The 22,827-nt window shown below is 66.0% G+C and carries 19 protein-coding genes and 2 pseudogenes; 15 read left to right on the top strand and 6 right to left on the bottom strand.

What is annotated here, in order from left to right; all coding sequences use genetic code 11:
* Nucleotides 1-53 precede the first annotated feature (53 nt).
* Nucleotides 54-563 (bottom strand): transposase, encoded by a 510-nt coding sequence (locus AB9K34_RS09300; RefSeq protein WP_369954144.1) that lies wholly within the window; start codon nt 561-563, stop codon nt 54-56.
* 674 nt (nt 564-1,237) lie between these two features.
* Here AB9K34_RS09300 and AB9K34_RS09295 point away from each other — a divergent pair.
* The 14 genes from AB9K34_RS09295 (at nt 1,238) to AB9K34_RS09230 (ending at nt 16,849) form a co-directional block, all read left to right on the top strand.
* Nucleotides 1,238-3,337 carry a hydantoinase/oxoprolinase family protein gene (locus AB9K34_RS09295; RefSeq protein WP_369954143.1) on the top strand — a complete coding sequence of 700 codons (2,100 nt, stop codon included), beginning with the start codon at nt 1,238-1,240 and terminating at the stop codon, nt 3,335-3,337.
* The gene (locus AB9K34_RS09290; protein ID WP_369954142.1) at nt 3,334-4,914 is read left to right on the top strand and encodes a hydantoinase B/oxoprolinase family protein; all 1,581 of its coding nucleotides are present in this window, start codon (nt 3,334-3,336) and stop codon (nt 4,912-4,914) included. Before AB9K34_RS09295 ends, AB9K34_RS09290 begins: the two co-directional genes overlap by 4 nt.
* Nucleotides 4,915-4,979: 65 nt before the next feature.
* On the top strand, nt 4,980-6,512 hold the full coding sequence (locus tag AB9K34_RS09285) for an ABC transporter substrate-binding protein (RefSeq protein WP_369954141.1): 1,533 nt from the start codon (nt 4,980-4,982) through the stop codon (nt 6,510-6,512).
* 13 nt (nt 6,513-6,525) lie between these two features.
* The gene (locus tag AB9K34_RS09280) at nt 6,526-7,485 is read left to right on the top strand and encodes an ABC transporter permease (protein WP_369954140.1); all 960 of its coding nucleotides are present in this window, start codon (nt 6,526-6,528) and stop codon (nt 7,483-7,485) included.
* Nucleotides 7,482-9,341: a dipeptide/oligopeptide/nickel ABC transporter permease/ATP-binding protein gene (locus tag AB9K34_RS09275; RefSeq protein ID WP_369954139.1), complete on the top strand. Its 1,860-nt coding sequence runs from the start codon at nt 7,482-7,484 to the stop codon at nt 9,339-9,341. Before AB9K34_RS09280 ends, AB9K34_RS09275 begins: the two co-directional genes overlap by 4 nt.
* Nucleotides 9,341-10,342, top strand: coding sequence for an ABC transporter ATP-binding protein (locus AB9K34_RS09270; protein WP_369954138.1), 1,002 nt, complete (start codon nt 9,341-9,343; stop codon nt 10,340-10,342). The genes AB9K34_RS09275 and AB9K34_RS09270 overlap by 1 nt, the downstream gene beginning before the upstream one ends.
* Entirely contained in the window at nt 10,339-10,788 is a 450-nt protein-coding gene (locus tag AB9K34_RS09265; RefSeq protein ID WP_369954137.1) for an SDR family NAD(P)-dependent oxidoreductase, read from the top strand. Before AB9K34_RS09270 ends, AB9K34_RS09265 begins: the two co-directional genes overlap by 4 nt.
* Nucleotides 10,789-10,833: 45 nt before the next feature.
* Nucleotides 10,834-11,220, top strand: coding sequence for a hypothetical protein (locus AB9K34_RS09260; RefSeq protein WP_369954136.1), 387 nt, complete (start codon nt 10,834-10,836; stop codon nt 11,218-11,220).
* Nucleotides 11,221-11,229: 9 nt separating this feature from the next.
* Entirely contained in the window at nt 11,230-12,357 is a 1,128-nt protein-coding gene (locus AB9K34_RS09255) for an NAD(P)/FAD-dependent oxidoreductase (protein ID WP_369954135.1), read from the top strand.
* A 33-nt stretch (nt 12,358-12,390) separates the two neighbouring features.
* Nucleotides 12,391-13,200 (top strand): creatininase family protein, encoded by an 810-nt coding sequence (locus AB9K34_RS09250; RefSeq protein WP_369954134.1) that lies wholly within the window; start codon nt 12,391-12,393, stop codon nt 13,198-13,200.
* A 112-nt stretch (nt 13,201-13,312) separates the two neighbouring features.
* Nucleotides 13,313-14,314: a TRAP transporter substrate-binding protein gene (locus tag AB9K34_RS09245; RefSeq protein ID WP_369954133.1), complete on the top strand. Its 1,002-nt coding sequence runs from the start codon at nt 13,313-13,315 to the stop codon at nt 14,312-14,314.
* Complete coding sequence (locus AB9K34_RS09240) at nt 14,311-14,874, top strand: TRAP transporter small permease (protein WP_369954132.1); 564 nt, start codon at nt 14,311-14,313, stop codon at nt 14,872-14,874. Before AB9K34_RS09245 ends, AB9K34_RS09240 begins: the two co-directional genes overlap by 4 nt.
* A 4-nt stretch (nt 14,875-14,878) precedes the next feature.
* Nucleotides 14,879-16,162: a TRAP transporter large permease gene (locus AB9K34_RS09235; protein ID WP_369954131.1), complete on the top strand. Its 1,284-nt coding sequence runs from the start codon at nt 14,879-14,881 to the stop codon at nt 16,160-16,162.
* 9 nt (nt 16,163-16,171) lie between these two features.
* On the top strand, nt 16,172-16,849 hold the full coding sequence (locus AB9K34_RS09230) for an RraA family protein (RefSeq protein WP_369954130.1): 678 nt from the start codon (nt 16,172-16,174) through the stop codon (nt 16,847-16,849).
* A 3-nt stretch (nt 16,850-16,852) separates the two neighbouring features.
* On the opposite strand, the gene AB9K34_RS09225 is transcribed toward AB9K34_RS09230, so the two are convergent.
* A complete protein-coding gene (locus tag AB9K34_RS09225; protein WP_369954129.1) occupies nt 16,853-17,767 on the bottom strand; it encodes a LysR family transcriptional regulator in 915 nt (304 codons plus the stop codon).
* Between the two features lie 38 nt (nt 17,768-17,805).
* Between AB9K34_RS09225 and AB9K34_RS09220 the strand changes: the two genes are divergently transcribed.
* Entirely contained in the window at nt 17,806-18,738 is a 933-nt protein-coding gene (locus AB9K34_RS09220; RefSeq protein WP_369954128.1) for a 2-hydroxyacid dehydrogenase, read from the top strand.
* 25 nt (nt 18,739-18,763) lie between these two features.
* Here the strand turns inward: AB9K34_RS09220 and AB9K34_RS09215 are convergent.
* The 4 genes and pseudogenes from AB9K34_RS09215 to AB9K34_RS09200 form a co-directional block, all read right to left on the bottom strand.
* Nucleotides 18,764-19,495, bottom strand: a pseudogene (locus AB9K34_RS09215) (SDR family NAD(P)-dependent oxidoreductase).
* 27 nt (nt 19,496-19,522) lie between these two features.
* Nucleotides 19,523-21,175, bottom strand: coding sequence for a gamma-glutamyltransferase (gene ggt, locus AB9K34_RS09210; RefSeq protein WP_369954127.1), 1,653 nt, complete (start codon nt 21,173-21,175; stop codon nt 19,523-19,525).
* Nucleotides 21,176-21,190: 15 nt separating this feature from the next.
* Nucleotides 21,191-22,093 carry a LysR family transcriptional regulator gene (locus AB9K34_RS09205; RefSeq protein ID WP_369954126.1) on the bottom strand — a complete coding sequence of 301 codons (903 nt, stop codon included), beginning with the start codon at nt 22,091-22,093 and terminating at the stop codon, nt 21,191-21,193.
* A gap of 461 nt (nt 22,094-22,554) precedes the next feature.
* Nucleotides 22,555-22,827: pseudogene (locus AB9K34_RS09200) on the bottom strand (integrase core domain-containing protein); the annotation flags it as partial.

Raw genomic sequence — 22,827 nt, 5'->3', positions numbered from 1 at the left:
GGCGTCGAACTATTCGCGTATCTCAGGGCGACCCTTGAGGTGATCGCCGCCGGTCACACAGCCAGCAAGATCGACGATCTGCTTCCCTGGAACTTCAATCCGTCAAGCTGATCCCGCGTGGGCCGCAGACACCGCTTACGGTGTTCGGTCACGCCTAGCTGGTTGTTCAGCGCGCCTTTGGCTTGAGACGCTTGCCGCCGTGCCACAAGCAAAGCCGCCAGATCGGTCTGAGCCGGGGCAGGGGGAGCCTTGGCCTCAGGACGGACCATAGCCGCGAACATGGCGAACGAACGGGCATCGATTTTGTCGGTCGTGGCAAGTTGGCCGAGCATGTCGGCAAACTTTCGCGTCCGAAACAGGTTCATCAAGGCCACGGCGAAGCCGGCATTGTGCAAATGACGGTGCGCGCGCCGATGATAGTTGCCGGTCGCTTCGAGCACGATCAGTTGAGGCCCATGCTTGCGCAGAAATCGGACCAACTGCTGCAGGCCAGGTTTGTCATTCGCCACGCTTTGCGACTGGCCAATCGGGTGCAGAAAAACATCAAGTCGCGATTTACTCACGTCGATGCCGACGTATACTTGCTCTGTGGCAAGCTGGGGGGAAGCGGCCTCTCCTTATATGCGGGACATCCGGGACTCCCTTTCATCTGTTCAGATCAGTTTTCCATGAAACGATCCGGTCAAGCTGCCCTACGGCCCCAAAAGCCAAGGGGAGGACGACCCAAATCGCACGCCCGGATGGGATGGCCGTCTCATCCGGGCAACCACCACTCTGATCAAATTTGGCAGTCAAGGAAACATACAAGGAGAGGGGCGCGAAGCGATTGGGTTTTGTAACACGGATCCGACGGGGGATCCTTGTCGGCGTCGCGGGGCGCAGCGGCCTATCTGGGTCAAAGCACCTTACAGGGCTACGCCAAATTCTTAGCTTGACCGAATCGCAGCTTGGCTCGGCGCGGGACAGGGGGGCTGCGATCCGATCCGATTGAGTGATCGTGCGACCAACTTTCGGCATTGCCGGGGGGCGCTGGCCTCGCAGCGCAACTTGAGATTGTCATTCTTCGGCAAGCCATGCGCTGATGAGGGCTCGCGGATCGGCACGATAGAAAATTTCTTGGTTACAAAAAAAGTTTTGGATTGGACGGAGCACGGACCCAGCGTGTCCGATGGGCCCAATCCCGGCCCTCGTACCGAAGGGGCACAGCGGCAATGGCATGACAGGAAATCGCGACGCGATGAAAGACATCACCACAACGACACCCGCAAGCGCACGCTGGCGCGTCGGCGTTGACAGCGGCGGCACGTTCACCGACATCTGCCTCTTTGATGAAATCTCCGGACGGATGGAAATTTGGAAAGTATCCTCCACACCCGACGACCCGTCCCGCGGCATCGCGCAGGGCGTCGAGCAAGGCATGCGCGAATGCATCGGCGCAACGCAGGATCCGGCGTCCGCTGTCGCATACCTTGGACACGGCACCACCGTTGCAACAAACGCGCTGATCACGCATCGGGGCGCACGCGTCGGGTTGCTGACGACCGAGGGTTTCCGTGACCTTCTCGAGATTGGCCGCCAGAAGCGCCCCGATCTCTACGACATCTTCGCCGAGAAGCCGCAAACGCTTGTGCCTCGCGCCCTGCGGTTCGAGGTACGCGAAAGGCTGCTGCACGACGGCACGGTCGAAATGGCGCTGGACGAAGACGCCGTCCGCGAGGCCGCCGCCGGATTGCGCGCGGCCGGGGTCGAGGCTGTGGCGATCTGCTTTCTCTATGCCTTCGTGAACCCCGCGCATGAGCGACGCGCGAGAGAGATCCTCGAAAAAGAACTGCCGGGCGTCTTTCTTTGCGCCAGCCGCGAAATCGCGCCGGAGTTTCGTGAATTCGAACGCCTGTCCACTGCGACGGTCAACGCCTACCTCGGCCCGATCATGCAACGCTATGTCCACCGCCTGTCGCCGCGGCTCGAAAACCTTGGCCTGACGGTCCCGCCGCACCTGACCCAGTCGAACGGCGGCGTCGTGCGCTTCGAAGTTGCGGCGGAAACCCCGGTGCGCGCGGTTCTCTCCGGCCCCTCGACCGGCGTGGTGGCCGCACAGGTGATCGGCAAGGCGGCCGGTGAGCCCGACATAATCACTTTCGACATGGGCGGCACGTCGTCCGACGTGGCGCTCATGGCCGGGGGCCAATGCGCGCGCACGAACGAAGCACAGGTCCACGGCTACCCGATCAAGGCGCCGATGCTGGACATCCACACCGTTGGCGCGGGCGGCGGGTCCATCGCGCGGATTGATTCTGGCGGACTGTTGAAGGTCGGTCCGGAAAGCGCAGGGGCCGATCCCGGTCCGGTCTGCTACGGGCGTGGTGGCGAGGAATCGACCGTCACGGACGCCAACATCGTGCTTCAGGTTCTCAACCCGAAGCATCTGCTGGGCGGTCGTATGGAAGTGCGGCGCGACCTCGCGCTGGCCGCCATCGACGGGATGGCCGAGCGCCTGGACATGGACACGATGGCCACCGCGCAGGGAATCATTTCCGTGGTTACCGCCAACATGGCCAAGGCGATCCGGGTCATTTCGGTGCAGCGCGGGCACGATCCGCGCGCCTACGCGCTGATGGCCTTCGGCGGCGCAGGGCCGTTGCACGCGGTTCGCCTGGCGCAGGAACTCGGGATGACCCGGGTGATCATCCCGCGCACGCCGGGCACGCTCTGCGCGATGGGTCTGCTGCTGACCGACCTGCGCGCCGAATTTCCGCTGACCCGTCTGATGCCGCTTGAGGCGTCGATGCTGGTCAACATTCGTGACGCGGTCGAGGCCGTGACCGGCGAGGTCGAACTGTGGTTCGAGGCGGAAGAGATCGCACAGGACAAGCGCGGCCTGATCCGCCGCATCGACATGCGCTACGAAGGTCAGAATTACGAACTGTCCATCGACTTGCCTGACGGTCCCATATCCGAAGAGAGCCTGGCCAGCCTGCGCGCCGGGTTTACCGAGGCCCACAAGCGGCTCTACGGCTTTGCGGTTGAAGACGAACGGATCTTCTGTGTCACCTTCCGGGCCGAAGCCGTGGGCCAGGTCGAAAAGGCTACCTTGCCAAGCCACGAACCGGGACCGGAGGACGCCGCCCATGCCATCATCGGAGCGCGCCAGACATGGTATCCCGAAACCGGCTGCTTTACCGAGACGACGCTTTATGCGCGCGACCGGCTGCGCCCGGGCATGCGCTTTGACGGTCCGGCCATCGTCGAGCAGATGGACACCACGACGCTGATCCCGCCCGGCGTATCGGCGCGTGTCGACGCAACCGAAAACCTGATCCTGGAGCTTGGCCAATGACCCTGTCCGCTGCCCTGGACCCAATCACCGTCGAGGTCATCGGCGCCGCCCTGTCCTCCATCGTCGAGGAAACCGGCGAGGCGCTGGTGCGCGCGTCCTATTCGACCAACATCAAGGAACGTCGAGACTGCTCGACCGCGCTCTTCGATGTCGAGGGGCGCACGCTCTGCCAGGCGGAACACATCCCGGTGCACCTCGGCAGCTTTCTCGACTTCATCCCGATGGTGCTGAAACTGCACGCGGCCAAGGGCATCCGCCCCGGCGACGTCTTTGTCGGCAACGATGCCTACCAGGGTGGCGGTACGCACCTGCCCGACATCGTACTGGCCGAACCGATCTTTTACGGCGGCACGCTGGTGGCCTGGACCGTGAACCTCGCGCACCATTCCGATTTCGTCGACCGGGCGCATGCCCATATCTACCAGGAAGGCCTGCGTATCCCGCCGATCCGGCTCTGTCGCGAAGGCGTGTTGCAGGAGGACGTGCAGAACCTCATCCTGCTGAATTGCCAGGTGCCGCGCGAACGCCTGTCGGACCTGCGCGCCCAGATGGCCGCGAACCGGGTTGGTGTGCAGCGCTTCCAGGACCTGTGCGATCGGTACGGCGCCGATACGGTGCTGCGCTCTGGGCAGGCGCTTCTTGACTATGCCGAGCGCAAGATGCGCGCGGGCATCGCCGCGCTGCCGGACGGCAGCTGGCGCTTCGAGGACGTGTTCGACAATCTCGATTTCGACGATCCGATTCCGCTGGCGGTCACGGTGACGATCGCGGGCGAAGACATCGCGCTGGCTTTCGAGGCACCGCCTCAGGTGCGCGCGGGCATCAACATGACCCGGACCGCGCTGCTGGCGACGGTCTACTACATAGTGAAATCTGTGGTAGACCCCTCGGTGCTGCCCAACGCCGGGCTGGCGCGGCCGATCACGGTGACCGCGCCGGACGGGTCGATCCTGAACTGTGCGCACCCGGCGGCCGTGAACGGCCGGGTACAGACCTGTCAGCGCGTGGCCGACCTGATACTGGGCGCGCTGGCGCAGGCCGCGCCCGCGCGTGTTTCGGCCTGCACCAATTCGTCCTGCACCGTGGCGCTGTTTTCGGGCACCCGGCAGAGCCCAGCCGACAAGTGCGCCTACTGGGTCTACCTCGAAACCATCGGCGGCGGCGGCGGGGCCCGGCCCAATGCCGACGGGCTGGACGGCATCCACGTCCACGCGACCAACACGTCGAACCTGCCGGTCGAGGCGCTGGAGGTGGAATACCCCCTGATCCTTGAACGGTACGAACTGGTCGACGGCTCGGAAGGGGCGGGCCGGCATCGCGGCGGCATGGGGCTGCGGCGGGTATACCGCGCGACCGAGGACTGCCTCGTGCGCGTCGACATTTCGCGCAACCTGTCGCGGTCCTGGGGCCTCGACGGCGGTGGCGAAGGCGGTTCCGGCAGCTATGCCACCAGCCCGGGCAGCCAGCCCTTCGACCGAGGCGCGGGGACCCTGCGCAAGGGCGAATGGCTCGAAGTCGTGACCCCGGGCGGCGGCGGTTATGGCCGCCCCGAAGAACGCCGGGTCGCTGTCGAGTAACGATTACGACCAATCCAATCCCGAAGGGCCGGCAAGAGCCTGCATCCATCGACAAGGAGACTACGATGACCAACGATCTCAACCGCCGCGACTTTATTGCCGCATCGCTCGCCGGGGTCAGCGCGCTCAGCTTTCTCGGGCCCCGCGAATTGATGGCGCAGGAGGGCGGCACGCTGCGCTTTGCCCTGTCGACCTTCCCGCCCAGCCTTGCGGCCTGGACGTCCGCCGGCACGGCAGCGGGTACCATCAAACTGATGATACACCGCGGACTGCTCAGCTATGGGCCGGATGGCATGCTGCGCGGCGAACTGGCCGAGGACTGGTCGGTGGACGATGCAGGCGTCTGGACCTTCACATTGCGCGAGGCGCACTGGCACGACGGGTCGCCGGTAACCGCCGAGGATGTGGCCTATACCGTGGCCGAGGCCGCAAAGCCCGACAGCGCCGCCTTCCGCCAGGGCCAGATGGCGCTGATCACCAAGGTCGAAACGCCCGACACCCGTACCGTCAAGATGCATACGTCGGAACCGCTGGCCGTTCTGCCCGGCTGGTTCGCCCATTACCACATGCCGATCATCAAGACCGGTGAAAGCCCCGAGACCGAAATCGGCGCCGGCCCGTTCACGCTGGACAGCGTCGAACGCGGCGTGTCGCTGAGCCTCAAGGCCTTCGACGGCTACTACAAGGAAGGTCTGCCCAAGCTGGCGGGCGTCGAAGCCATCGTGTACGCAGATGAAAACCTGCGCGTGGCCGCGCTCGAAGCGGGCGACGTGGACCTTGCGGAATACGTGCCCTGGCAGGCGATGGCGCAGGTCGAAGAGAACCAGGCGCTCAAGCTCGACGTCACGGATGGCCCGTTCATGTACCTTACCTTCAACGGCAGCAAGGCACCCTTCGACAATCCGAAGGTGCGGCAGGCCGTGGCCCACGCCATCAAGCGCGAAGACATCGTCGCGGCGGCCTTCTATGACCGGGGCGGCGCGCTGAACCACCTTCCCATCGCCGAAGGGTCCGAGTTCTACAACACCGACCTGGCCGATGCCTGGGCCTACGACCCGGAAAAGGCCAAGGCGCTCTTGGGCGAGGCGGGCTATCCCGGCGGCTTCTCCTGCACCATGCTGTCGACCGCCCAATACGGGATGCACCAGTCGACTGCCGAGGTCTGCCAGGCGTATTTGTCGATGATCGGCATCAACGTACAGCTCGACCTGCCAGAATGGTCGAGCCGGGTGAAGAAGGGCAATGAAGGCCAGTACGACCTGGCCGTAATGGGCACCACCGCCGACAACAACGACCCCGACGGTCTGGTCAACGTGCTCGACGGATCGCTGCCCGCCTCCTTCGTGCGCAGCTACGAGATGCCGACGCCCGAGATCACCGAGCTGTTCGCCCGAGGCCGCGCGACCTTCGACACCGAGCAACGCAAGGCGATCTACCGCGAACTGGAGCAAGTGGCCATCGACACGGTGCCTCTGGTCGGGCTCGCGTGGCGGGCGCAGGGCTATGGCATGGCGCAGAACGTCACCGGCTTCAGCAATCTGCCCGGTCAGCTGACCTTCTATTCCGGCATCACGCTGGAAGAGACGATGCTGGGCTGAAAATAGTCGCCTGATGGTCCGATACATCGCATACCGCAGCCTCGTCGCCATCTTCCTTGTCTGGGTGGTGGTGACGCTAGTCTTCCTTCTGCTGCACCTGATCCCGGGCGATCCGGCGGAGCTGCTCCTGAGCCAGGGCAGCATCGCCGCCGACCCGCAGGCGGTGGCCGCCCTGCGCGAGAAGATGGGGCTGAACGCCCCGTTGTGGAAGCAATACATCGACCATCTGGGAGGGGTTCTGTCCGGCGATCTCGGCGCGTCGTTCCGCGACGGCGCACCGGTGATGGAGCAGATCGCCACCCGCCTTCCGCGCACGCTCGAAGTGATCGTGACTGCCGCGCTGCTGGCCAGTCTCGCCGGCGTGCCGCTCGGCACCTGGGCGGCGATCCGGTCGGGCGGCAATGTGGATGCCTTCGTGTCGCTGCTGTCCTCGGCGGCCCTGTCGACACCGGTTTTCGTCGTCGGCTCCGTCGTTATCCTGATTTTCGCGCAGCAACTGAAATGGCTGCCGGCGGGCGGCTTCGTTCCGTTCTCCGAAGACCCCGTGCAGCACCTCAAGCTACTGATCCTGCCCGCGGGGACGGTGGCGCTGAGCCTTTGGGCGGTCATGACCCGTATGACCCGCGCCTCCGTGCTGGAGGTGCTTGAGCGCGACCATGTGCGCACCGCGCGCGCCAAGGGGTTGGCGCGCAACACGATCCTGCGCCGGCATGTCGTGCGCAACGCACTGATCCCGGTGCTGACCATTCTCGGGCTCGAGATGGGCACGCTGATTGGCGGAACGGTCCTGGTGGAGTTCGTGTTCAACTGGCCCGGGCTGTCGGGCTACCTCGTCGCCGCGGTCGATGCGCGCGACTATCCCGAGGTGGTGGGTATCGTCATGACTATCTCGATCCTCTTTGTTTTTCTGAACCTCGTCGTGGACGTGGTGAACGCCGCGCTCGACCCGCGCATTTCGCTGGTGAAGTCATGAGCCGCGCAACCCGCAAGCTGCTGCTGCCAGGCGGCATCGTCGCGACGCTGGTGGCCGTGCTGCTACTGGCCCCGGTTCTGCCGCTGCAGGACGTGCGCGCCATGGACATTCCAAACCGGTTTGCCGGCTCGTCGTCCGCGCATTTGCTGGGCCAGGACGATTTCGGCCGCGACGTGCTGGCACGGCTGATCTGGGGCGGGCGGGCGTCGCTGTTCGTCGCCGTCGGCTCGGCGCTGGCGGCGGCGATCATCGGCACCGTGCTCGGCCTGCTCGGCGGCTACTTTCGCGGCTTTGTTGAGGTGTTGACCGTGCGCGCGGCAGAAGTCCTGTTATGCCTGCCGCCGCTGCTGCTGGCGCTGCTGGTGGTCACGATCCTTGGCGCGGGCACGTGGCCGCTGATCCTGGCGCTGACGCTGCTTTACACGCCGAATTACGCCCGCGTGGTCTATGCAGCGACGCTACAGGTGCGCGGGCTGGATTACGTGAACGCGCAACGCTCAATGGGGGCTCACCCGCTGGCGATCCTCGGCCGAACCATCCTGCCCAACGTGCTGCCGCCGCTTCTGGTGCAGATGTCGCTGGTCGTGGCCTCGGCTATGGTGATCGAAAGCGGGCTCAGTTTCCTCGGGCTGGGCGTCGTGCCGCCGACCCCGTCCTGGGGCCTGATGATCCGGTCCGCGCGCGGCGCGATGGAGCAGGCGCCGATGCTGCTGGTCTGGCCGTCGCTGGCGCTGGCGGGCACGATCCTGACCTTCAACCTGCTGTGCGACCGACTGCAGGAGGCGTTGGACCCGCGCGAGGTCACGCGTGGCGGGGCGCTGTGGATGCGCCGCCCGGCACGGCGCCGCACCGTGGCACCGATGGCAGAGGCGCAGGACGGTCCGCTGGTCGAAATCTACGAACTGGCGATTTCCGTCGGCCAGAATCCGCAGATCGACCTGGTGCGCCGGTCGGGTCTGTCGGTAATGCCCGGCGAGACCGTCGCGCTGGTCGGCGAAAGCGGGTCCGGCAAGACGCTGACCAGCCTGGCGCTTCTGGGGCTGCTGCCCGATCAGCTGCGGGTAACGAGCGGCCAGATGCTCTACCGCACCCGCGACGGGCAGGTTCTGGACCTCGCCCAAGTGGACGAAGAGGCGTTTCGCGCGCTGCGCGGTCCCGAGGTGTCGATGGTGTTCCAGGATGCCGCCGCGGCGCTGAACCCGGTCTACCGGGTCGGCGACCAGCTGGCCGAGGCGCTGCGTGCCGGCGGCCTGACGGATAAAGCGGCGGTCAAGGCCCGCGTGATCGAACTGTTGCGCCACGTCGGCATCCCGGATGCCGAGCATCGCCGCCGCGCCTACCCGCACGAACTGTCGGGCGGGCAGCGCCAACGCGCCATGATCGCACTGGCCGTGGCCAACAATCCGCGGCTGCTGGTAGCCGACGAACCGACGACCGCACTCGACCCGACGATCCAGGCCCAAATCCTCGACCTGTTCCGCAAACTGAAAGAGGACACCCCCGGCATGGGGCTGATCTTTGTCACCCACGATCTTGCCGTGGTGTCGGAACTCGCCGACCGCGTGGTCGTGATGTACGCCGGCGAAGTGGTCGAGGCGGGACCGGTGGCAGAGGTCTTTGCCGACCCGAAGCATCCTTACACCGCGGCGCTGATCGCGTCCGTACCCGAAGGCGGGGCCGAGCGGCTGCACGCCATCCCGGGCACCGTGCCGCCGCCGCGCGCCATGCCGCCGGGCTGCCGATTCGCGCCGCGCTGCGCCCATGCGCAGACGCAGTGCGAGGCAGACGCCCCGGCGATCCGCGACCTCGCCCAAGGCCGCGTCACCCGTTGTATTCGCTGGAAGGAGGTCTGCTGATGTTTGATGCCGCCGCCGACTTTGCACCACTGGTCGAGGCCCGGGGCCTCGCCCGCAACTTTCCCAGCCGCCAAGGTATGCTTGGCCGTACCCGAAACGTATGGGCGGTGCGTGACGTGACGCTGTCGCTGGCGCCCGGCGAAACCGTGGGCGTGGTCGGCGAAAGCGGCTGCGGCAAATCCACCCTCGGCCGCATGATGATGGGCCTCGAACGCCCGACCGAGGGCAGCGTCCTGTTCGACGGCCGCGACCTGGCGGGCCTGTCCTCAGCAGAGCAGCGCCGGCTGTCGCGGCGGATGCAGATGGTGTTTCAGGATCCGTTCGGATCACTCGATCCGCGCCGCAGCATCGGGGCGCAGGTGGCGGACGGGCTGCGCATCCACCAGCTGGTGCCGCCGGGTGAGATCGACGCGGAGGTGCACCGCCTGCTTGACCTCGTGGGCCTGTCTGGCGACGCCGCCGGGCGGCGGCCGCACGCGTTTTCCGGCGGCCAGCGCCAGCGCATCGCAGTGGCCCGCGCTCTGTCCACCCGGCCCGATTTCATCGTCGCGGACGAACCGGTTTCGGCGCTCGACGTCTCGATCCAGGCGCAGGTGGTCAACCTGCTGATGGACCTGCGCGCCGACCTCGGGCTGGCGATGCTGTTCATCAGCCACGATCTGCACGTGGTGCGCCACCTGTGCACCCGGATCGTGGTCATGTACCTGGGTCGCATCGTCGAACAGGGGCCGTCGGACCAGATTTTCGCCAACCCCGCCCATCCCTACACCCGCGCCCTTCTGACCGCGACGCCCAGCATGAAGCCACGCCAGAAAGACGGCGCGCCACGGATCCTGCCCGGCGAACTGCCAAGCTCGGCGAACCCTCCGTCGGGCTGCCCCTTCCGCACCCGCTGTCCGCTGGCCGAACCGGCCTGCGCCGAGGCCCTGCCAGACGCGCAGGACATGGGGCCGGACTGGACCGCAGCCTGCATCAAGGCCGCACCGGAGACCCTGGCATGACCGCGCCTGTGGCGATGATCACCGGCGGCAACCGGGGGATCGGGGCGGCCATGGCGCAGGCGCTCGCCGCGCGGGGCCTCCGGCTGGCGATGGGTCTGCGCCGTCCCGACAGCCTGCCGCCCGAGATTGCCGCGCTCGATCCGCTGGTGATGCCCTACGATGCCGCGGACAGGGCGGCCGCACGGGCGTTCGTGAACGCCGTCGAGGACCGTTTCGGCCGCATCGACGCCCTGATCAACAACGCCGGGACCGGCGGCCCGCTGGAGCTGATACCAGACGCGCCGCAGCCCGACGACGACATGGAAGATGCGCTCGACCACCTGCTGGAGATCAACGTCAAGGCGCCGTTCCGCCTGACTCGCGCCGCGATGCCCGCGCTGTGCCGATCCGGCCGCGGCAGGGTGATCGTGCTCACCTCTCTGTCCGGCAAGCGGCTGCTGGCCTGAACGGGGGCTACCAGATGACCAAACACGCCGTGGTCGCGCTGTCCCATGCCGCGCGCCGGGTGGGACCGGGGCGTGCGCGCCTGCGCGATTTGTCCGGGGTTCACCGCCACCAACATGACACTCCGCCACGACCTGCCGCGCGAAGAGATCACCCAGCCCGAGGACATTGGCCGCCTTGTGGCGGAGGTCGTCTGCCTTCCCAGCAGCGCCGGCGTGTCGGAACTGGCGGTGAGCCGGGTCTGTGATGCGTCCAGTCGTGCAGGAAGTCCGGGGGCGACGTCAGCCTGCCAGACGCGGCCGACCTCCGCCACAAGGCGGCATCATCATCGGCTGTTCCGCCGCCCTCTGGGCTTCGGAACAGGGGTTGCGGGTGGCACTGGTCGAAAAAAGGGCCGGATTGCCGAAGAGCAGTCGGGCCGCAACTGGGGCTGAGTCCGGCGCATGGGCCGCGCCGTGGCAGAGTACCCTCTGGGCATCGAAAGCCTGATGCTTTGGCAGGACCTGAAGACGCGGACCGGGCGCGATACCGGGTTTCGCCGCAGCGGGATCGTCTACGCCGCGTTTCCCGGCGCACGCCTGGCGGATACGGACGGCCTGATGACTGCCGATGACGGTCGCGCCGAACCCTCCCTCGCGGCCTCTGCTCTGGCGGAGGCCGCCCGCGATGCGGGTGCCGTCAACCTGAACAATTGCGCAGTGCGCGGGCTTGAGACCAAAGCCGGCCGGGTGTCTGCGGTCGGGACGGCACAAGGTGTGATCCGGTGTGACGGTGCGATCCTGGCGGCAGGCGCCTGGTCACGCCTGTTCTGCGCCAATCTCGGGATCGACCTGCCGCAGGTACGGGTGCGCAGTTCGGTCCTGCGGACCGCCCCGGCACCAGGCGGGCCGGACATGGCGCTTGGCAACGGTCGTTTCGGAATACGTCCGCGCGCCGATGGCGGATACACGATCACCCGCCGCGGGCGCGTCCCGGTTCAGTTGACCTGCGATCTCCTGTTGCAATCATCGCGCTTCGCGCGCGGGCTGGTGCGGAACCGGCGCGAAATCGCGGTGACGGTGGACGGCAGCCGGATGCAGGACCTGCGCACGCCCCGCCGCTGGCAGACCGACCGGCCCGGTCCTTTTGAGCAAGACCGGGTTCTGGACCCCGACCCGCAGCGCAGAACGCTGGCACGGGCCTGGCGCGACGTGGTCCGCGTCTTTCCGGCGCTTTCCGGTGTACCGGTGGTGGAAAGCTGGGGCGGCATCATCGACGTCGCGCCGGACGGCGTGCCGGTGATCGACGAGGCGCCGGGTCTGCCCGGTCTGGTGATCGCCACCGGCTTTTCCGGGCATGGGTTCGGTCTTGGTCCGGGTGCAGGACAGATGGCGGCAGAGATCGCCACCGGGGCCGCGACACTGATCGACCCCGCGCCGTTCCGGATCGCCCCGGTTCGGACCACCCAGGCCGGTCGCACGACGTCCTGGCCCGTCCACGTGCCAGCGAACGCCGTGACACCGGGGGCGGAAAATTTTCTCTATCGCGCGACAATCCCTTTGAATTGGACGCCGGTCCGCAGTGCCGTTTGACTGACACCAACACCCGAGCGCAGGAGCGTATTCATGATCGAAAAGATCCGCATGGCCGAACTCACATCCGAAGAGGCGCGGCAGCACCTGACCGCCGAGGCCGTCGTCCTGCTTCCGATGGGGTCGCTCGAGGATCAGGGCATCCATGCGCCTATGGGCGACTACCTCGCCGCCGACCTGATGGCCATGGAGATCGCCAAGGCCGCCCGCGCCGACGGCGTGGCGACCTTTGTTGCTCCAGTGATTCCCTTCGGCGGGCGCGACTACTTCGACAGCAGCCAGGGCGGAATCTCGATCAGCCATGCCACGCTTTGCGGTATCCTGGACGACATGTTCGCCTGCCTGAATCGCCACGGTATCCGCAAGGTGATGATCGTGAACGGCCACGGCGGCAATGTGCCCGCGATCACCGAAGTCACGCTGCGCTGGCGCCAGAAGGCCGGGCTGTTCGTGCCGTCGATGTACCTGTGGCAGGTAGCTTATGGCGAACTGCCGGGCCTGATCGGCAAGGAGCAGGCGGCAAAGTCGTCAGGCCACGGCGGCGACCCGCTGACGTCGGTGGGCCTGCATTTCTATCCCGATATCCTGCGCACCGACCTCATCCGCGCGGCCCCCGAAGGATCCGAGATCAAGGGCCTGCCGATTTCCGGCTTCAACAGCGTGACCGTCGACGGCGCCAAGATCCAAGTGCCGATCGAGGCGCTGGAGGCGACGGACACCGGCGCATTCGGATGCGACCCCACCCTGTGCTCGGCTGAGACCGGCAGCAAGCTGGTCGCGCGGCTGGCCACCATCGGCGCGACGCTAGTGCGCGACCACGTCGCCCGGGGCCTGCACGACTGACATTCATCCGCGGACCGGCCGACACCGACCCCGTAAAACCCAGAGGCTGCGTCGCTTACAGGCACTCACGAACCGGAAACCGGTCGGGCAGCCCACAACACGGAGAAACGACATGACCAAGAATTTGCGACTGACCCTGACGACCGCGATGGCACTGGCGCTTGCCGGTCCCGCACTGGCCGAAACCACGTGGCGCATGGCCACCAAGATGCCGGTGGACAGCCCCGAGGGGCAGGTGTTCTCCAAATTTGCCGAACTGACCGAGGAATACACCGGCGGCGAGTTGAAGATCGAAGTCTACCCGAACGAGCAGCTCGGCAAGGAAGACGCCGTGCTCGAACAGCTTCAGGCCAACATCATCCAGATCTACGCTGAAGGCTTCGGCTACATGAAGAAGTGGGAACCGGCGCTGGCCTGGGTTGCCGCCGCCTTTGCCTTTGACGACTACGACCACTGGCAGCGCTTCATGACATCGGACACCGTGAGCGGCTGGTTCGACAACGCCGCCGAGCAGTCCGGCGTCCGCCCGCTGGGCGACCCGACCCGGGTACTGCGCGGGCCCTACCGCGTGATGGTGTCGAACGTGCCCATCGAATCCGCCGCCGACATCGCAGGCGTCAAGCTGCGGATGCACGAGAACAAGGTCGCCATCGAAACCTGGGATCACCTTGGCGCCGAGGTCATCACCCTGCCGTGGACCGAGGTTTACCAAGGTATCTCGAAGAGCATCGTTCAGGCGGTCAATTCGCCCATCGCGCTGGTCGAGTCGATGCGGTTCAACGAAGTCGCGCCCTACATCACCCGCCACGACGAATACTGGCAGTCGATCGGCTTCATGGTGAACGAAGACGCGCTCGCCGCACTCGACGAAGAGACCCGTGCCGGCCTGATGAAGGCCTACGACGAAGCCGGCGACTACTCGCAGGAGGTCATGTTCGGTGTCGCGGACGAAAGCATCGCCCGCATGAAGGAGGCCGGCGCTACCTTCACCGTGCTCGACACCGCACCGCTGGTCGAGAAGATGCAGAGCTTCTACGCCGAAATGGCCGAGAGCGGCGAACTGCCCGAAGGCTTCATGGAAGCGGTCGAGGCCAGCCGGGCGCCCAGCCAGTGAACCCATTCAGCTATGAACCGGAGGGCCCGCTTCAGCAGGCTCTCTACCGGGGCGACCATCTGAACTGGAACCTCGCGGGCATCTTCCTTTGGCTGTCCAACACCTGCCTTCTGGTGATGCTCGGTCTGACCGTGGCGACCATCATCCTGCGCCCGCTTAGCCTCGCGGCCTACTGGATGTGGCCTTGGACGATGGTGTTCTTCATCTGGCTCAGCTTCTTCGGTTTTTTCGCCATGTACGCCCGTCTGAAGGACGTGCGTGTCGATTTCATCGCCGGACTTTTCGGGCCGGTGGGCATGGCGGTGACGCGGGTGCTGACCGACATCGCCACGCTGACCGTGACGGGTGTGCTGCTCTGGCAGGTCCCGCAGGTCATCGCCACGTCCCGTGGCGTCTATGACGGCGCGATCCTGCCCGCAGGGTTCGAACTGCCGCGCCTGGCGCTGTCGGTCCCGCTGTTCCTGTCCGCCGCCCTGGTGGCGATCACCGCCCTGATCGACCTTGCTAAGATGGCCGCGGGCCTGCCTGAAAACGTCGCAGACCACCACCCGGAGACCTGAGGCCATGGCTTGGATCCTGATCGGAACCTTTATCGCGCTGATCCTCGTTCGCGTTCCCGTGTCGATCGCCATCGGTGCTGCGACCGTGCTGACCTTTGCTACCTCGGATTTCTCCTCGGCGATGCAGATCATCCCGCAGCAGATGCTGGAAGGCGTGAACAAGGCGTCGCTGACCGCGGTGCCGTTCTTCATCATGGCCGGCAACCTGATGAACGTGACCGGCGTGACCGAGCGCATCTTCACCTTCGCCAACGCTCTGGTCGGGCACCTGAAGGCCGGGCTGGCGCAGGTCAACATCCTGTCGTCGATGATCTTTGCCGGCATCTCGGGCGCCGCCGTGGCGGATTGCGCGGGGCTTGGCGCGATCGAGATCAAGGCCATGCGCGAAAACGGCTACAAGTCCGATTTCGCCGCCGCGATCACCGTCGCGTCATCGGTCATCGGGCCGCTGATCCCGCCGTCCATCGGGCTCGTCATCTATGCCTTCCTCGCCCAGCAAAGCATCGAACGGATGTTCCTTGCCGGATTGGTGCCCGGACTGCTGGTCGGCTTGGCGCTGATGCTCTACGTCCGGCTGCGCGCGGGTTTCGAGGATTTCCCGACCCAGCCGCGCGCCACCCCGCGCCAGGTTGTGGCAACCGCCCGCCACGGCTTTGCCGCGCTTGTGGCCCCCGCGATCATCCTCGGCAGCATCCTGTTCGGCTTGGTCACCGCGACCGAGGCCGGTGTGCTGGCCTGCGTCTACTGCATCGGGCTGGGCATCTGGTACCGCGAACTGACCTTGGACAAGTTCAAGCAGGCGCTGTCGGACACCGCCATGATGACGTCTGTCATCATGATCATCATCGCCTTTTCCATCGCGATGGGCTGGTTGCTGGCCATCGACCAGACGCCGCAAAAGCTGGCCGACTGGACCTTTTCCCTGACCGAGAACCGCAACGTCTTTCTCGGGCTGCTCCTGGTCTTCATCATCCTCGTCGGCTGCGTGGTCGAGGGGGTTCCGGCCAAGCTCATCCTGGTGCCGACGCTGTTGCCGATCATCGACGCCTACGGCATCGACCGGGTTCATTTCGGCATCATCATCCAGCTGGGGCTCTTGATCGGCATCGCCACCCCGCCGATGGGCATCGGCCTCTACATCGTGTCCGAGGTCGGCCGCGTCCGCTTCGAAAGGGTGACGATGGCCGTGCTGCCGATGCTGCTGCCGCTCTTCGCCGTGCTGATCCTTCTCACTTACGTGCCGCAGTTCGCGACTTTCCTGCCCGACCTTGTTCTGGGCAAGCAATAAGGACCGACCATGACCAACCTGACCTACAAGATGAACCCGATGCCCGCCGCCATCCCGCAGGATAAGCTGGACCGGTTGGCGAAACTGGAAACCGCCACCATCGGCCATTTCTATCACTTCGGCTTTGCCGCGCCTGCCATCCAACCCGTCCTGCCGGGCAAGGTCGTCGCGGCGACCGTCGCCACGCTGGCGATCCCGGGGCTCGATTCCACGCTGCTGCACCATTGCCTCAGCCAGTGCGGGCCGGGCTACTTCCTGGCCGTCGACCGGCTGGGCGATACGAAATACGCTTGCTGGGGCGGCGGCGTGACCCGCATGGCAGCGATGATCGGGCTCGAAGGAGGCTGCGTCGACGGCCCGCACACCGACACCGTCGAAATCGCCGAGCAGGGCTTTGCTATGTGGTCCCGTGGGCCCTCGCCGGTCACGACCCGGCTCTACAATTCCGGCGGCGGTTTCAACGTCCCGGTTTCGATCGGCGGGGCCGCGGTGCTCCCGGGCTACGCGGTGCTGGCTGACGACAGCGGCGTGCTATTCATCGCGCCCGAAGACCTCGATGCCGTTCTGGAAGAGGGCGAGTTGAAGACCGAACGCGGCCGCATCAGCGAGGCCAAGGTGACCGGGGGCACGCATCTGGGCGAGCTGTCTGGCGCAACCAGGATTGTCGAGACGAAGCTGGGGCAGTAAGCCTCAGACACCGTCGATGAAGGTGGCATGACGCGGATGATCCCGACACCACTCGCGCGCGCATTCGCGCGCCAGGTCCAACACCAGCCGGACCTGCTTGCGCCGTGCCCGGTTGGCGAAGGTGCAGGCAAGGTCGAGCGGCGGAATCTCCTCGGTCACGCTCAGTTGCACCAGCCGGCCATCCGCCAATTCCTTTTCGACCCCGACCAGTGCCAGCGCCGAGGCGCCGTAGCCCAGCCGCAGCATTTCGTACATCGTCGCCAGCGAGTTTCCGTAGTGCCGTGCCCCGCGGTGCGAGCGCATCTCGTCGATGACCTCGGCCACCGGGTTCCAGAGCGGCGAGGTCTTGGGGTACAGCACCAGCGGCAAGTTGCGCAGCGCCTCGGGCGTCATCGGTTGTTCTACCCCTTCCACAAGGTCTGGGCGCGCCACCCAGCCGACTTCGAACCGGGTGGTGAACTCTGCTTCGGGCACGCGGTCCCCGCTGGCGGTAAAAGCCAGGTCCAGCGTGCCCGCGTCGATGAACCGCGCGAGTTGCAGGTCCGAGCTGGAATAGACGTCCAGCGTCAATTCCGGAAGGTCGTCGCGCACGCGCTGCAACAGCACCGGCCCCCAGGTCAGCGCCGCCATCCCCGCCAGCCCGATGGACAACCGTTTCTTGTGCTTGTCCAGAAGCCGGGTGTTCATGGTTTCGCGCAGGTTCAGGAACTGCAGCGCGAAATCCGCCACCTCGATCCCTTGGTCCGTCAGCCTGAAATTGGGCGCGGTCCGGTCGATCAGGGTCTTGCCCAGGTCGGCCTCCAGAGACTGGATGCGCGCCGAAACCGCAGGCTGGGTCAACCCAAGCCGCTGCGCGGTCTGCCGGTAATTCTGAATCTGGCTGAGCCAGTAAAACGCTTCCAGCTGTTTGAAATTCATATCCCTACCCGATGATGCGAACGAAGAAGGACAGTGCCATGAAAGCCGCCGTTTACCTACCCGCCGACGACAAGACCCAGTGGTGGGTGGAGATGCTGCAAAGCCTGCTGCCCGGCTGGGAGGTCACGTCTATGGACCATCCGGGCGATCCCGCGACCGTCGATTTCGCGGTGGTCTGGCGGCCGCGCACGGGTGACATTGCGCGGTTCGAGAACCTCAAGGCAATCGTGTCGATCGGTGCGGGGATCGACCACGTCCTGGCCGACATGGAATTGCCGGCGGGGGTGCCGATCATTCGCACCGTGGGCAGCGACCTGACCCAGCGCATGCGGGAATACGTCGCCCTGCACGTCCTGCGCCACCACCGGGACATGCCGCGCCAGTTGCGGGCGCAGGCCGAGGCCGACTGGCACGCTATCGTGGTCCCGGTGGCGCCGAACCGGACCGTCGGCGTGATGGGGCTGGGCAACCTTGGTGCCGCCTCGGCCCAGACTCTGGCCGGGCTGGGCTTCGCCACCCGGGGCTGGTCGAAATCGCCGAAAACGCTGCACGGCGTGACCTGCTTTGCCGGCATCGATTGCCTGGACCAGTTCCTCGACGGCTGCGAAATTCTCGTTAACCTGTTGCCGCTGACCGATGAGACGCGCGGAATCCTGTCCGCCGATCTGTTTGCCAGGCTTCCGAGGGAAGCTTGCGTCATCAACTGTGCCCGAGGTCCGCATCTTGTCGACGAAGACCTGCTCGCGGCGCTGAACGACGGTCAGTTGAAGCAGGCGACGCTTGACGTCTTTCACCAGGAACCGCTGCCTGCCGACCATCCGTTCTGGAACCATCCCGATATCACGGTCACGCCGCACGTGGCGTCGCAGATCGACGCGGGCACCGGCGGACGCATTATCGCCGCCAACCTGCTGGAATACGCAAGGACCGGCACCTGCAGCGACGTTGCCGACGCGGCGCGCGGCTACTGATCGCACAGGCGATCGTGGGGCGGCATCAGACATGCTGCCCCCCATTCACGTCGATGGATGCTCCGTTGACGTAAGTCACCTCGCCCGAACATGGGAACAGGACGACATGGGCGACCTCGTCAGGCTGGCCGAGGCGCCACATCGGGATCAGGCGGGCCATGTCCTCGGTGCCCGGTGACAGGATCTCGGTCTCGATCTCGCCCGGCGTGGCCATGTTTACGCGGATGCCCCGGGGGCCGAGTTCGGCCGCCGCCTCGCGCGTCAGCGTGGCCAGCGCGGCCTCGGAACAGACATAGGCGGTGCCCGCGAACGGGTGTACGCGCGTGCCGACGATGGAGCCCACGTTCACCACCGCGCCCTGCGTGCGCTACAGTTCCGGCAGCAGGTCACGCATAAGCGTGGCCGGGCCGATCAGGTTGACGTTCAGCACATGATGCCAGATCTCGTCGCTGCTGGCGGCCATGCCCAGACGCTGACCCTCCGGTCCCTTGGGCGAGATTCCGGCGTTGTTGACGATCGCGTTCAGTCCGGTGTCGGTCAGCGTCTCGCGGAGCCGCGCCACGAGGTCTGCGCGGGCGTCAGGATCAGTCAGATCGCCCTGAAAGTGATCCGACGTGCCGGCGTGCCACGGGCACCGCGCGTCGAACGTACTGCGCGATACCGTTAGGACGCGCCAACCGGCCGACTGGAAAAGCTTGACAGTGGCATGCCCGATACCGCGGCTCGCACCAGTCAGCAAAAGCGTCTTCTGTGCCATCAGACACCTCTCGGGGGAAGGTTCATTTTAGATATGGAACGAGACACCGGCATCCGCCAGCCCGCCTCCCATCGCCGAAACGGTGCCGTCGGCGCGCCAGCAGGCGGCTCCGGTCATCGGTCCGTCCGGGTCGAAGGCGATGGCGTTCATGCCGCCGCCGATATGCGGCACCAGCTGGACCTCGTGCCCCTTGGCCTCCAGCGCCGCACGATGGTGCGCGTAGTCAGGTTCCAGTTCCACTTGCGCGCCCTCAGTCCAGATCCGGGGGGCTTCCACCGCCTGTTGCAGGCTCATACCGAAGTCGATCAGGTTGACGATGGCCTGCATGGCGGACGGGAAGATCCGAAGTGCGCCGGGCAGACCCAGCGCAAAGCGCGGCGCGCCATCCTTCAGGACCATCATCGGCGCCATTGAGGTCGGCACCCGCTTGCCGGGGACGATGGACATCGCTTTGCCAGGGTGCGGATCGAAGTTGTACATGTAGTTGTTGGGGATGATCCCGGTCCCCGGCACCATGATCCGCGCGCCGAACAGCCCGTTGATCGTATGGGTGGCCGACACGACGTAACCGTCGCGGTCGGCCACGGTGACGTGGGTGGTGTTGCGGCTCTCGTATCCCGGGGGCACGGCCTCTGCACCGCCGATGTCGCGCAGCCGCGCGCGGCAGTCGCGGGCGTAGTCCTTCGACGTCAGCTTTTCGACCGGGATGTCCACGAAGTCGGGGTCGCCCGACGCGGCACGGCGATCCTCGAAGCCCAGTCGGATCACCTCGGCCATGAGGTGCAGCCGTTCGGCGCTGTCGAACCCCATCGCGGCCAGGTCATACCCTTCGAGCACGTTCAGCATTTGCGTCACGTGCACGCCGGACGACGCCGGCGGCGGCGGACCGGCGATCTGGAAGCCGCGATAGGTGCCGATAATCGCGTCCCGCTTGCGCGCCTCGTAGCGGCGCAGGTCATCCAGCGACAGGCTGCCCTCTGCGCCCAAGCGTTCGACCAGCGCCGCCCCAAGAGCGCCGCCGTACAAGGCGGCGTCGCCTTCGCGCGCGATCAGGCGCAGGCTTTCGGCGTAATCGCCCTGCTCCAGTCTGTGGCCCGGCGTGGCGGGCGCACCGTCCGGCAGGAAGATCGCGGCGATCACCGGATCACTGGCGAGGTCTGCGGCGATGCGCTGGATGGTGCCGTTCAGGTAGGCAGTGACGCGAAAGCCCGACGCCGCCAGCCGGATCGCGGGGGCAATGACGTCGGCGAAGGGCAGCGCGCCGTGGGCGGCCTGCATCGCGCACCAGCCGCGCAGGTTTCCCGGCACCGCCACCGCGGCTGGACCAACCAGGTTGCGGCGGCCTTCTGTTTCCATGTAGTCGGGCAAGCGGTCCGATACCGGGCGGAACATGTCCGGCTGTGCCGAGGCCCCAGCATGAGACAGGCAGTCGTAGATGACGTGGGTTCCGTCGGGTGTCCGCAGATGTGACACGCCCCCGCCCGCGATGCCGACCATCATTGGCTCCACAACGGTCAGCGCCAGAAGCGCGGCAACGGCTGCGTCCACCGCATTGCCGCCAGCCGCCAGCATCTCGTGCCCGGCGGCACTTCCCAGCGGGTGATTGGTTACGACGACACCGGCAGAACCGCTGGCCGGGGCCTTCCGGCACTTGAATGGCAAAGGGAACTGGGCGGTCATGTCGGGTCCTGTCGGTCAAGAGGATGTCAGCGTGGGAACGGCAGCCTCCAGCGCCTCGACAAAGGCGCGGGCGGCTTCGGTAAGGGGCCGGCGGGCAGGCTCCAAAAGGTAGAGACTACGCCAGAGGTCGAGTCCCTCGATGGGCACGAACCGGATATCGGGGTCGCGGAAGAGCAGCACCGCGTTTCGCGGCAGCAGCGCGACGCCCAGGCCTTCCCGGACGAGGCAGAGCTGCGCAATGGTGGAGTGCGCGGCGAGCCGGGGTTCGAGGAAAGTGCGCGGGATAGCGGTACAATCGGTAAGCAGCTGCTGCGTGCCAGTCTGCGCGTCTAGCCCGATCAGGTTGTCGGCGTCGATCTCGGCCAGCGCCACCGCGTCCCTGTCCGCAAAGGGGTGACCTGCCGCGCAAGCCAGCCCCACCGGATCGCGCAGGATCGCCCTCTGACACAGATCTGGGGAACGCTGCGCGCGCCCGGCAATCGCGATGTCGAGCCGCCCTTCCGCCACCATGATCGCCAGCCGTTCGGCGATGTCGTCGTGCAGCATGCAGCGGATACCCGCCCGTCCTGACAGAAAGTCGGACAACAGCGGCGCGAGAAGTTCGGAAATCGCCGATGGCGACGCGCCAAGGTGCAGGGTTCCGCTTTCCAGCCCTGCGCGGGCACGCAGCCGGTCGACGGCGCGTTCCATCCCCGACAGCAGCGGCGCGGTGTCATCGAGGAAGTCCCGCCCCAGCGGCGTGATCGACGGCGGCCGGGTGCGCCGGTCGAACAGGGGCGCGCCGATGTCGGTCTCGAACTGACGGACAAGCTCGGACAAGGCCGACGGCACCACGCCCAGCGACTCGGCCGCAGCGCTGAAGGATCCCTGCTCCGCAACGGCATGCAGCGCGCGGAGATGGCGAAAGTTTATGTACATTTTTCCGATGCAATTTCCGCGTATTTCGGATTTTATGATACTAAGGAGAAGAACGCAACGATTTCCCACTGTGCGACAGCCAAATTACCGAGGCCACCGCGATCTGGCAGGCAAGTGTCCAAGACCTGGGCTTGCTGACCGACGCTCTGTGCGACGCCGGTTTTCGCGGCGACCTGGATACCGACAGCGCGCTACGCGAAGCGATGTCGACCGACGGCATTGCCAAGTTGTTGTTCGCAGTGAGGATTGATTTGTGTTTGGGCTCTTCAGGCAGATATCTGGTGGGCATAGTCGTTCCATAGCCCGAATGCATCTGCCCGGGCGTGGCGATAGGAGGTCGCGGAGAGGCGATAGCGTCGAGGTTTGAAGATCGTGTTGATCTGGTCATGTGCGGCCAGAAACCGCTGTGCCTGCCTTGGCGACTTGAACCGCCCCATGATCTTCTCGCGCCTTCGGGTCGGCCTGCCGAGATAGACATCGGCAGGGGTGAGGTTGCCGAGGCTCTCGTGGTAGCGGTAGTGGTTGTAGTGGTCGATGAAGTCGCCGATCGCCACTTCCAAGGCGCCTGGCAGGTAGTAGTTCTCGAGCGGGATGCGGTACTTGGGGGTCTGGTGCCAGCGCTCGATCTTGCCCTGGGTTTGCGGATGGCGCGGGGCACCGCGAATGTGATCCATGTCCCGGCTGGCCATCCAGTCGGCCAGCTCCCCGGAGATGTAACTGCGGCCATTATCGCT

The organism is Sedimentitalea sp. XS_ASV28, assembly GCF_041224545.1.
Classification (GTDB): Bacteria; Pseudomonadota; Alphaproteobacteria; order Rhodobacterales; family Rhodobacteraceae; genus Sedimentitalea.
This window is presented reverse-complemented; position numbering and strand designations above follow the sequence as displayed.

Excerpts from the sequence above, each read along its gene's own strand:
- AB9K34_RS09295 (WP_369954143.1), top strand. The coding sequence starts at position 1,238 with ATGAAAGACATCACCACAACGACACCCGCAAGCGCACGCTGGCGCGTC.
- AB9K34_RS09290 (WP_369954142.1), top strand. The coding sequence starts at position 3,334 with ATGACCCTGTCCGCTGCCCTGGACCCAATCACCGTCGAGGTCATCGGC.
- AB9K34_RS09285 (WP_369954141.1), top strand. The coding sequence starts at position 4,980 with ATGACCAACGATCTCAACCGCCGCGACTTTATTGCCGCATCGCTCGCC.
- AB9K34_RS09280 (WP_369954140.1), top strand. The coding sequence starts at position 6,526 with ATGGTCCGATACATCGCATACCGCAGCCTCGTCGCCATCTTCCTTGTC.
- AB9K34_RS09275 (WP_369954139.1), top strand. The coding sequence starts at position 7,482 with ATGAGCCGCGCAACCCGCAAGCTGCTGCTGCCAGGCGGCATCGTCGCG.
- AB9K34_RS09270 (WP_369954138.1), top strand. The coding sequence starts at position 9,341 with ATGTTTGATGCCGCCGCCGACTTTGCACCACTGGTCGAGGCCCGGGGC.
- AB9K34_RS09265 (WP_369954137.1), top strand. The coding sequence starts at position 10,339 with ATGACCGCGCCTGTGGCGATGATCACCGGCGGCAACCGGGGGATCGGG.
- AB9K34_RS09260 (WP_369954136.1), top strand. The coding sequence starts at position 10,834 with ATGCCGCGCGCCGGGTGGGACCGGGGCGTGCGCGCCTGCGCGATTTGT.
- AB9K34_RS09255 (WP_369954135.1), top strand. The coding sequence starts at position 11,230 with ATGGGCCGCGCCGTGGCAGAGTACCCTCTGGGCATCGAAAGCCTGATG.
- AB9K34_RS09250 (WP_369954134.1), top strand. The coding sequence starts at position 12,391 with ATGATCGAAAAGATCCGCATGGCCGAACTCACATCCGAAGAGGCGCGG.
- AB9K34_RS09245 (WP_369954133.1), top strand. The coding sequence starts at position 13,313 with ATGACCAAGAATTTGCGACTGACCCTGACGACCGCGATGGCACTGGCG.
- AB9K34_RS09235 (WP_369954131.1), top strand. The coding sequence starts at position 14,879 with ATGGCTTGGATCCTGATCGGAACCTTTATCGCGCTGATCCTCGTTCGC.
- AB9K34_RS09230 (WP_369954130.1), top strand. The coding sequence starts at position 16,172 with ATGACCAACCTGACCTACAAGATGAACCCGATGCCCGCCGCCATCCCG.
- AB9K34_RS09225 (WP_369954129.1), bottom strand. The coding sequence starts at position 17,767 with ATGAATTTCAAACAGCTGGAAGCGTTTTACTGGCTCAGCCAGATTCAG.
- AB9K34_RS09220 (WP_369954128.1), top strand. The coding sequence starts at position 17,806 with ATGAAAGCCGCCGTTTACCTACCCGCCGACGACAAGACCCAGTGGTGG.
- ggt (WP_369954127.1), bottom strand. The coding sequence starts at position 21,175 with ATGACCGCCCAGTTCCCTTTGCCATTCAAGTGCCGGAAGGCCCCGGCC.
- AB9K34_RS09205 (WP_369954126.1), bottom strand. The coding sequence starts at position 22,093 with ATGTACATAAACTTTCGCCATCTCCGCGCGCTGCATGCCGTTGCGGAG.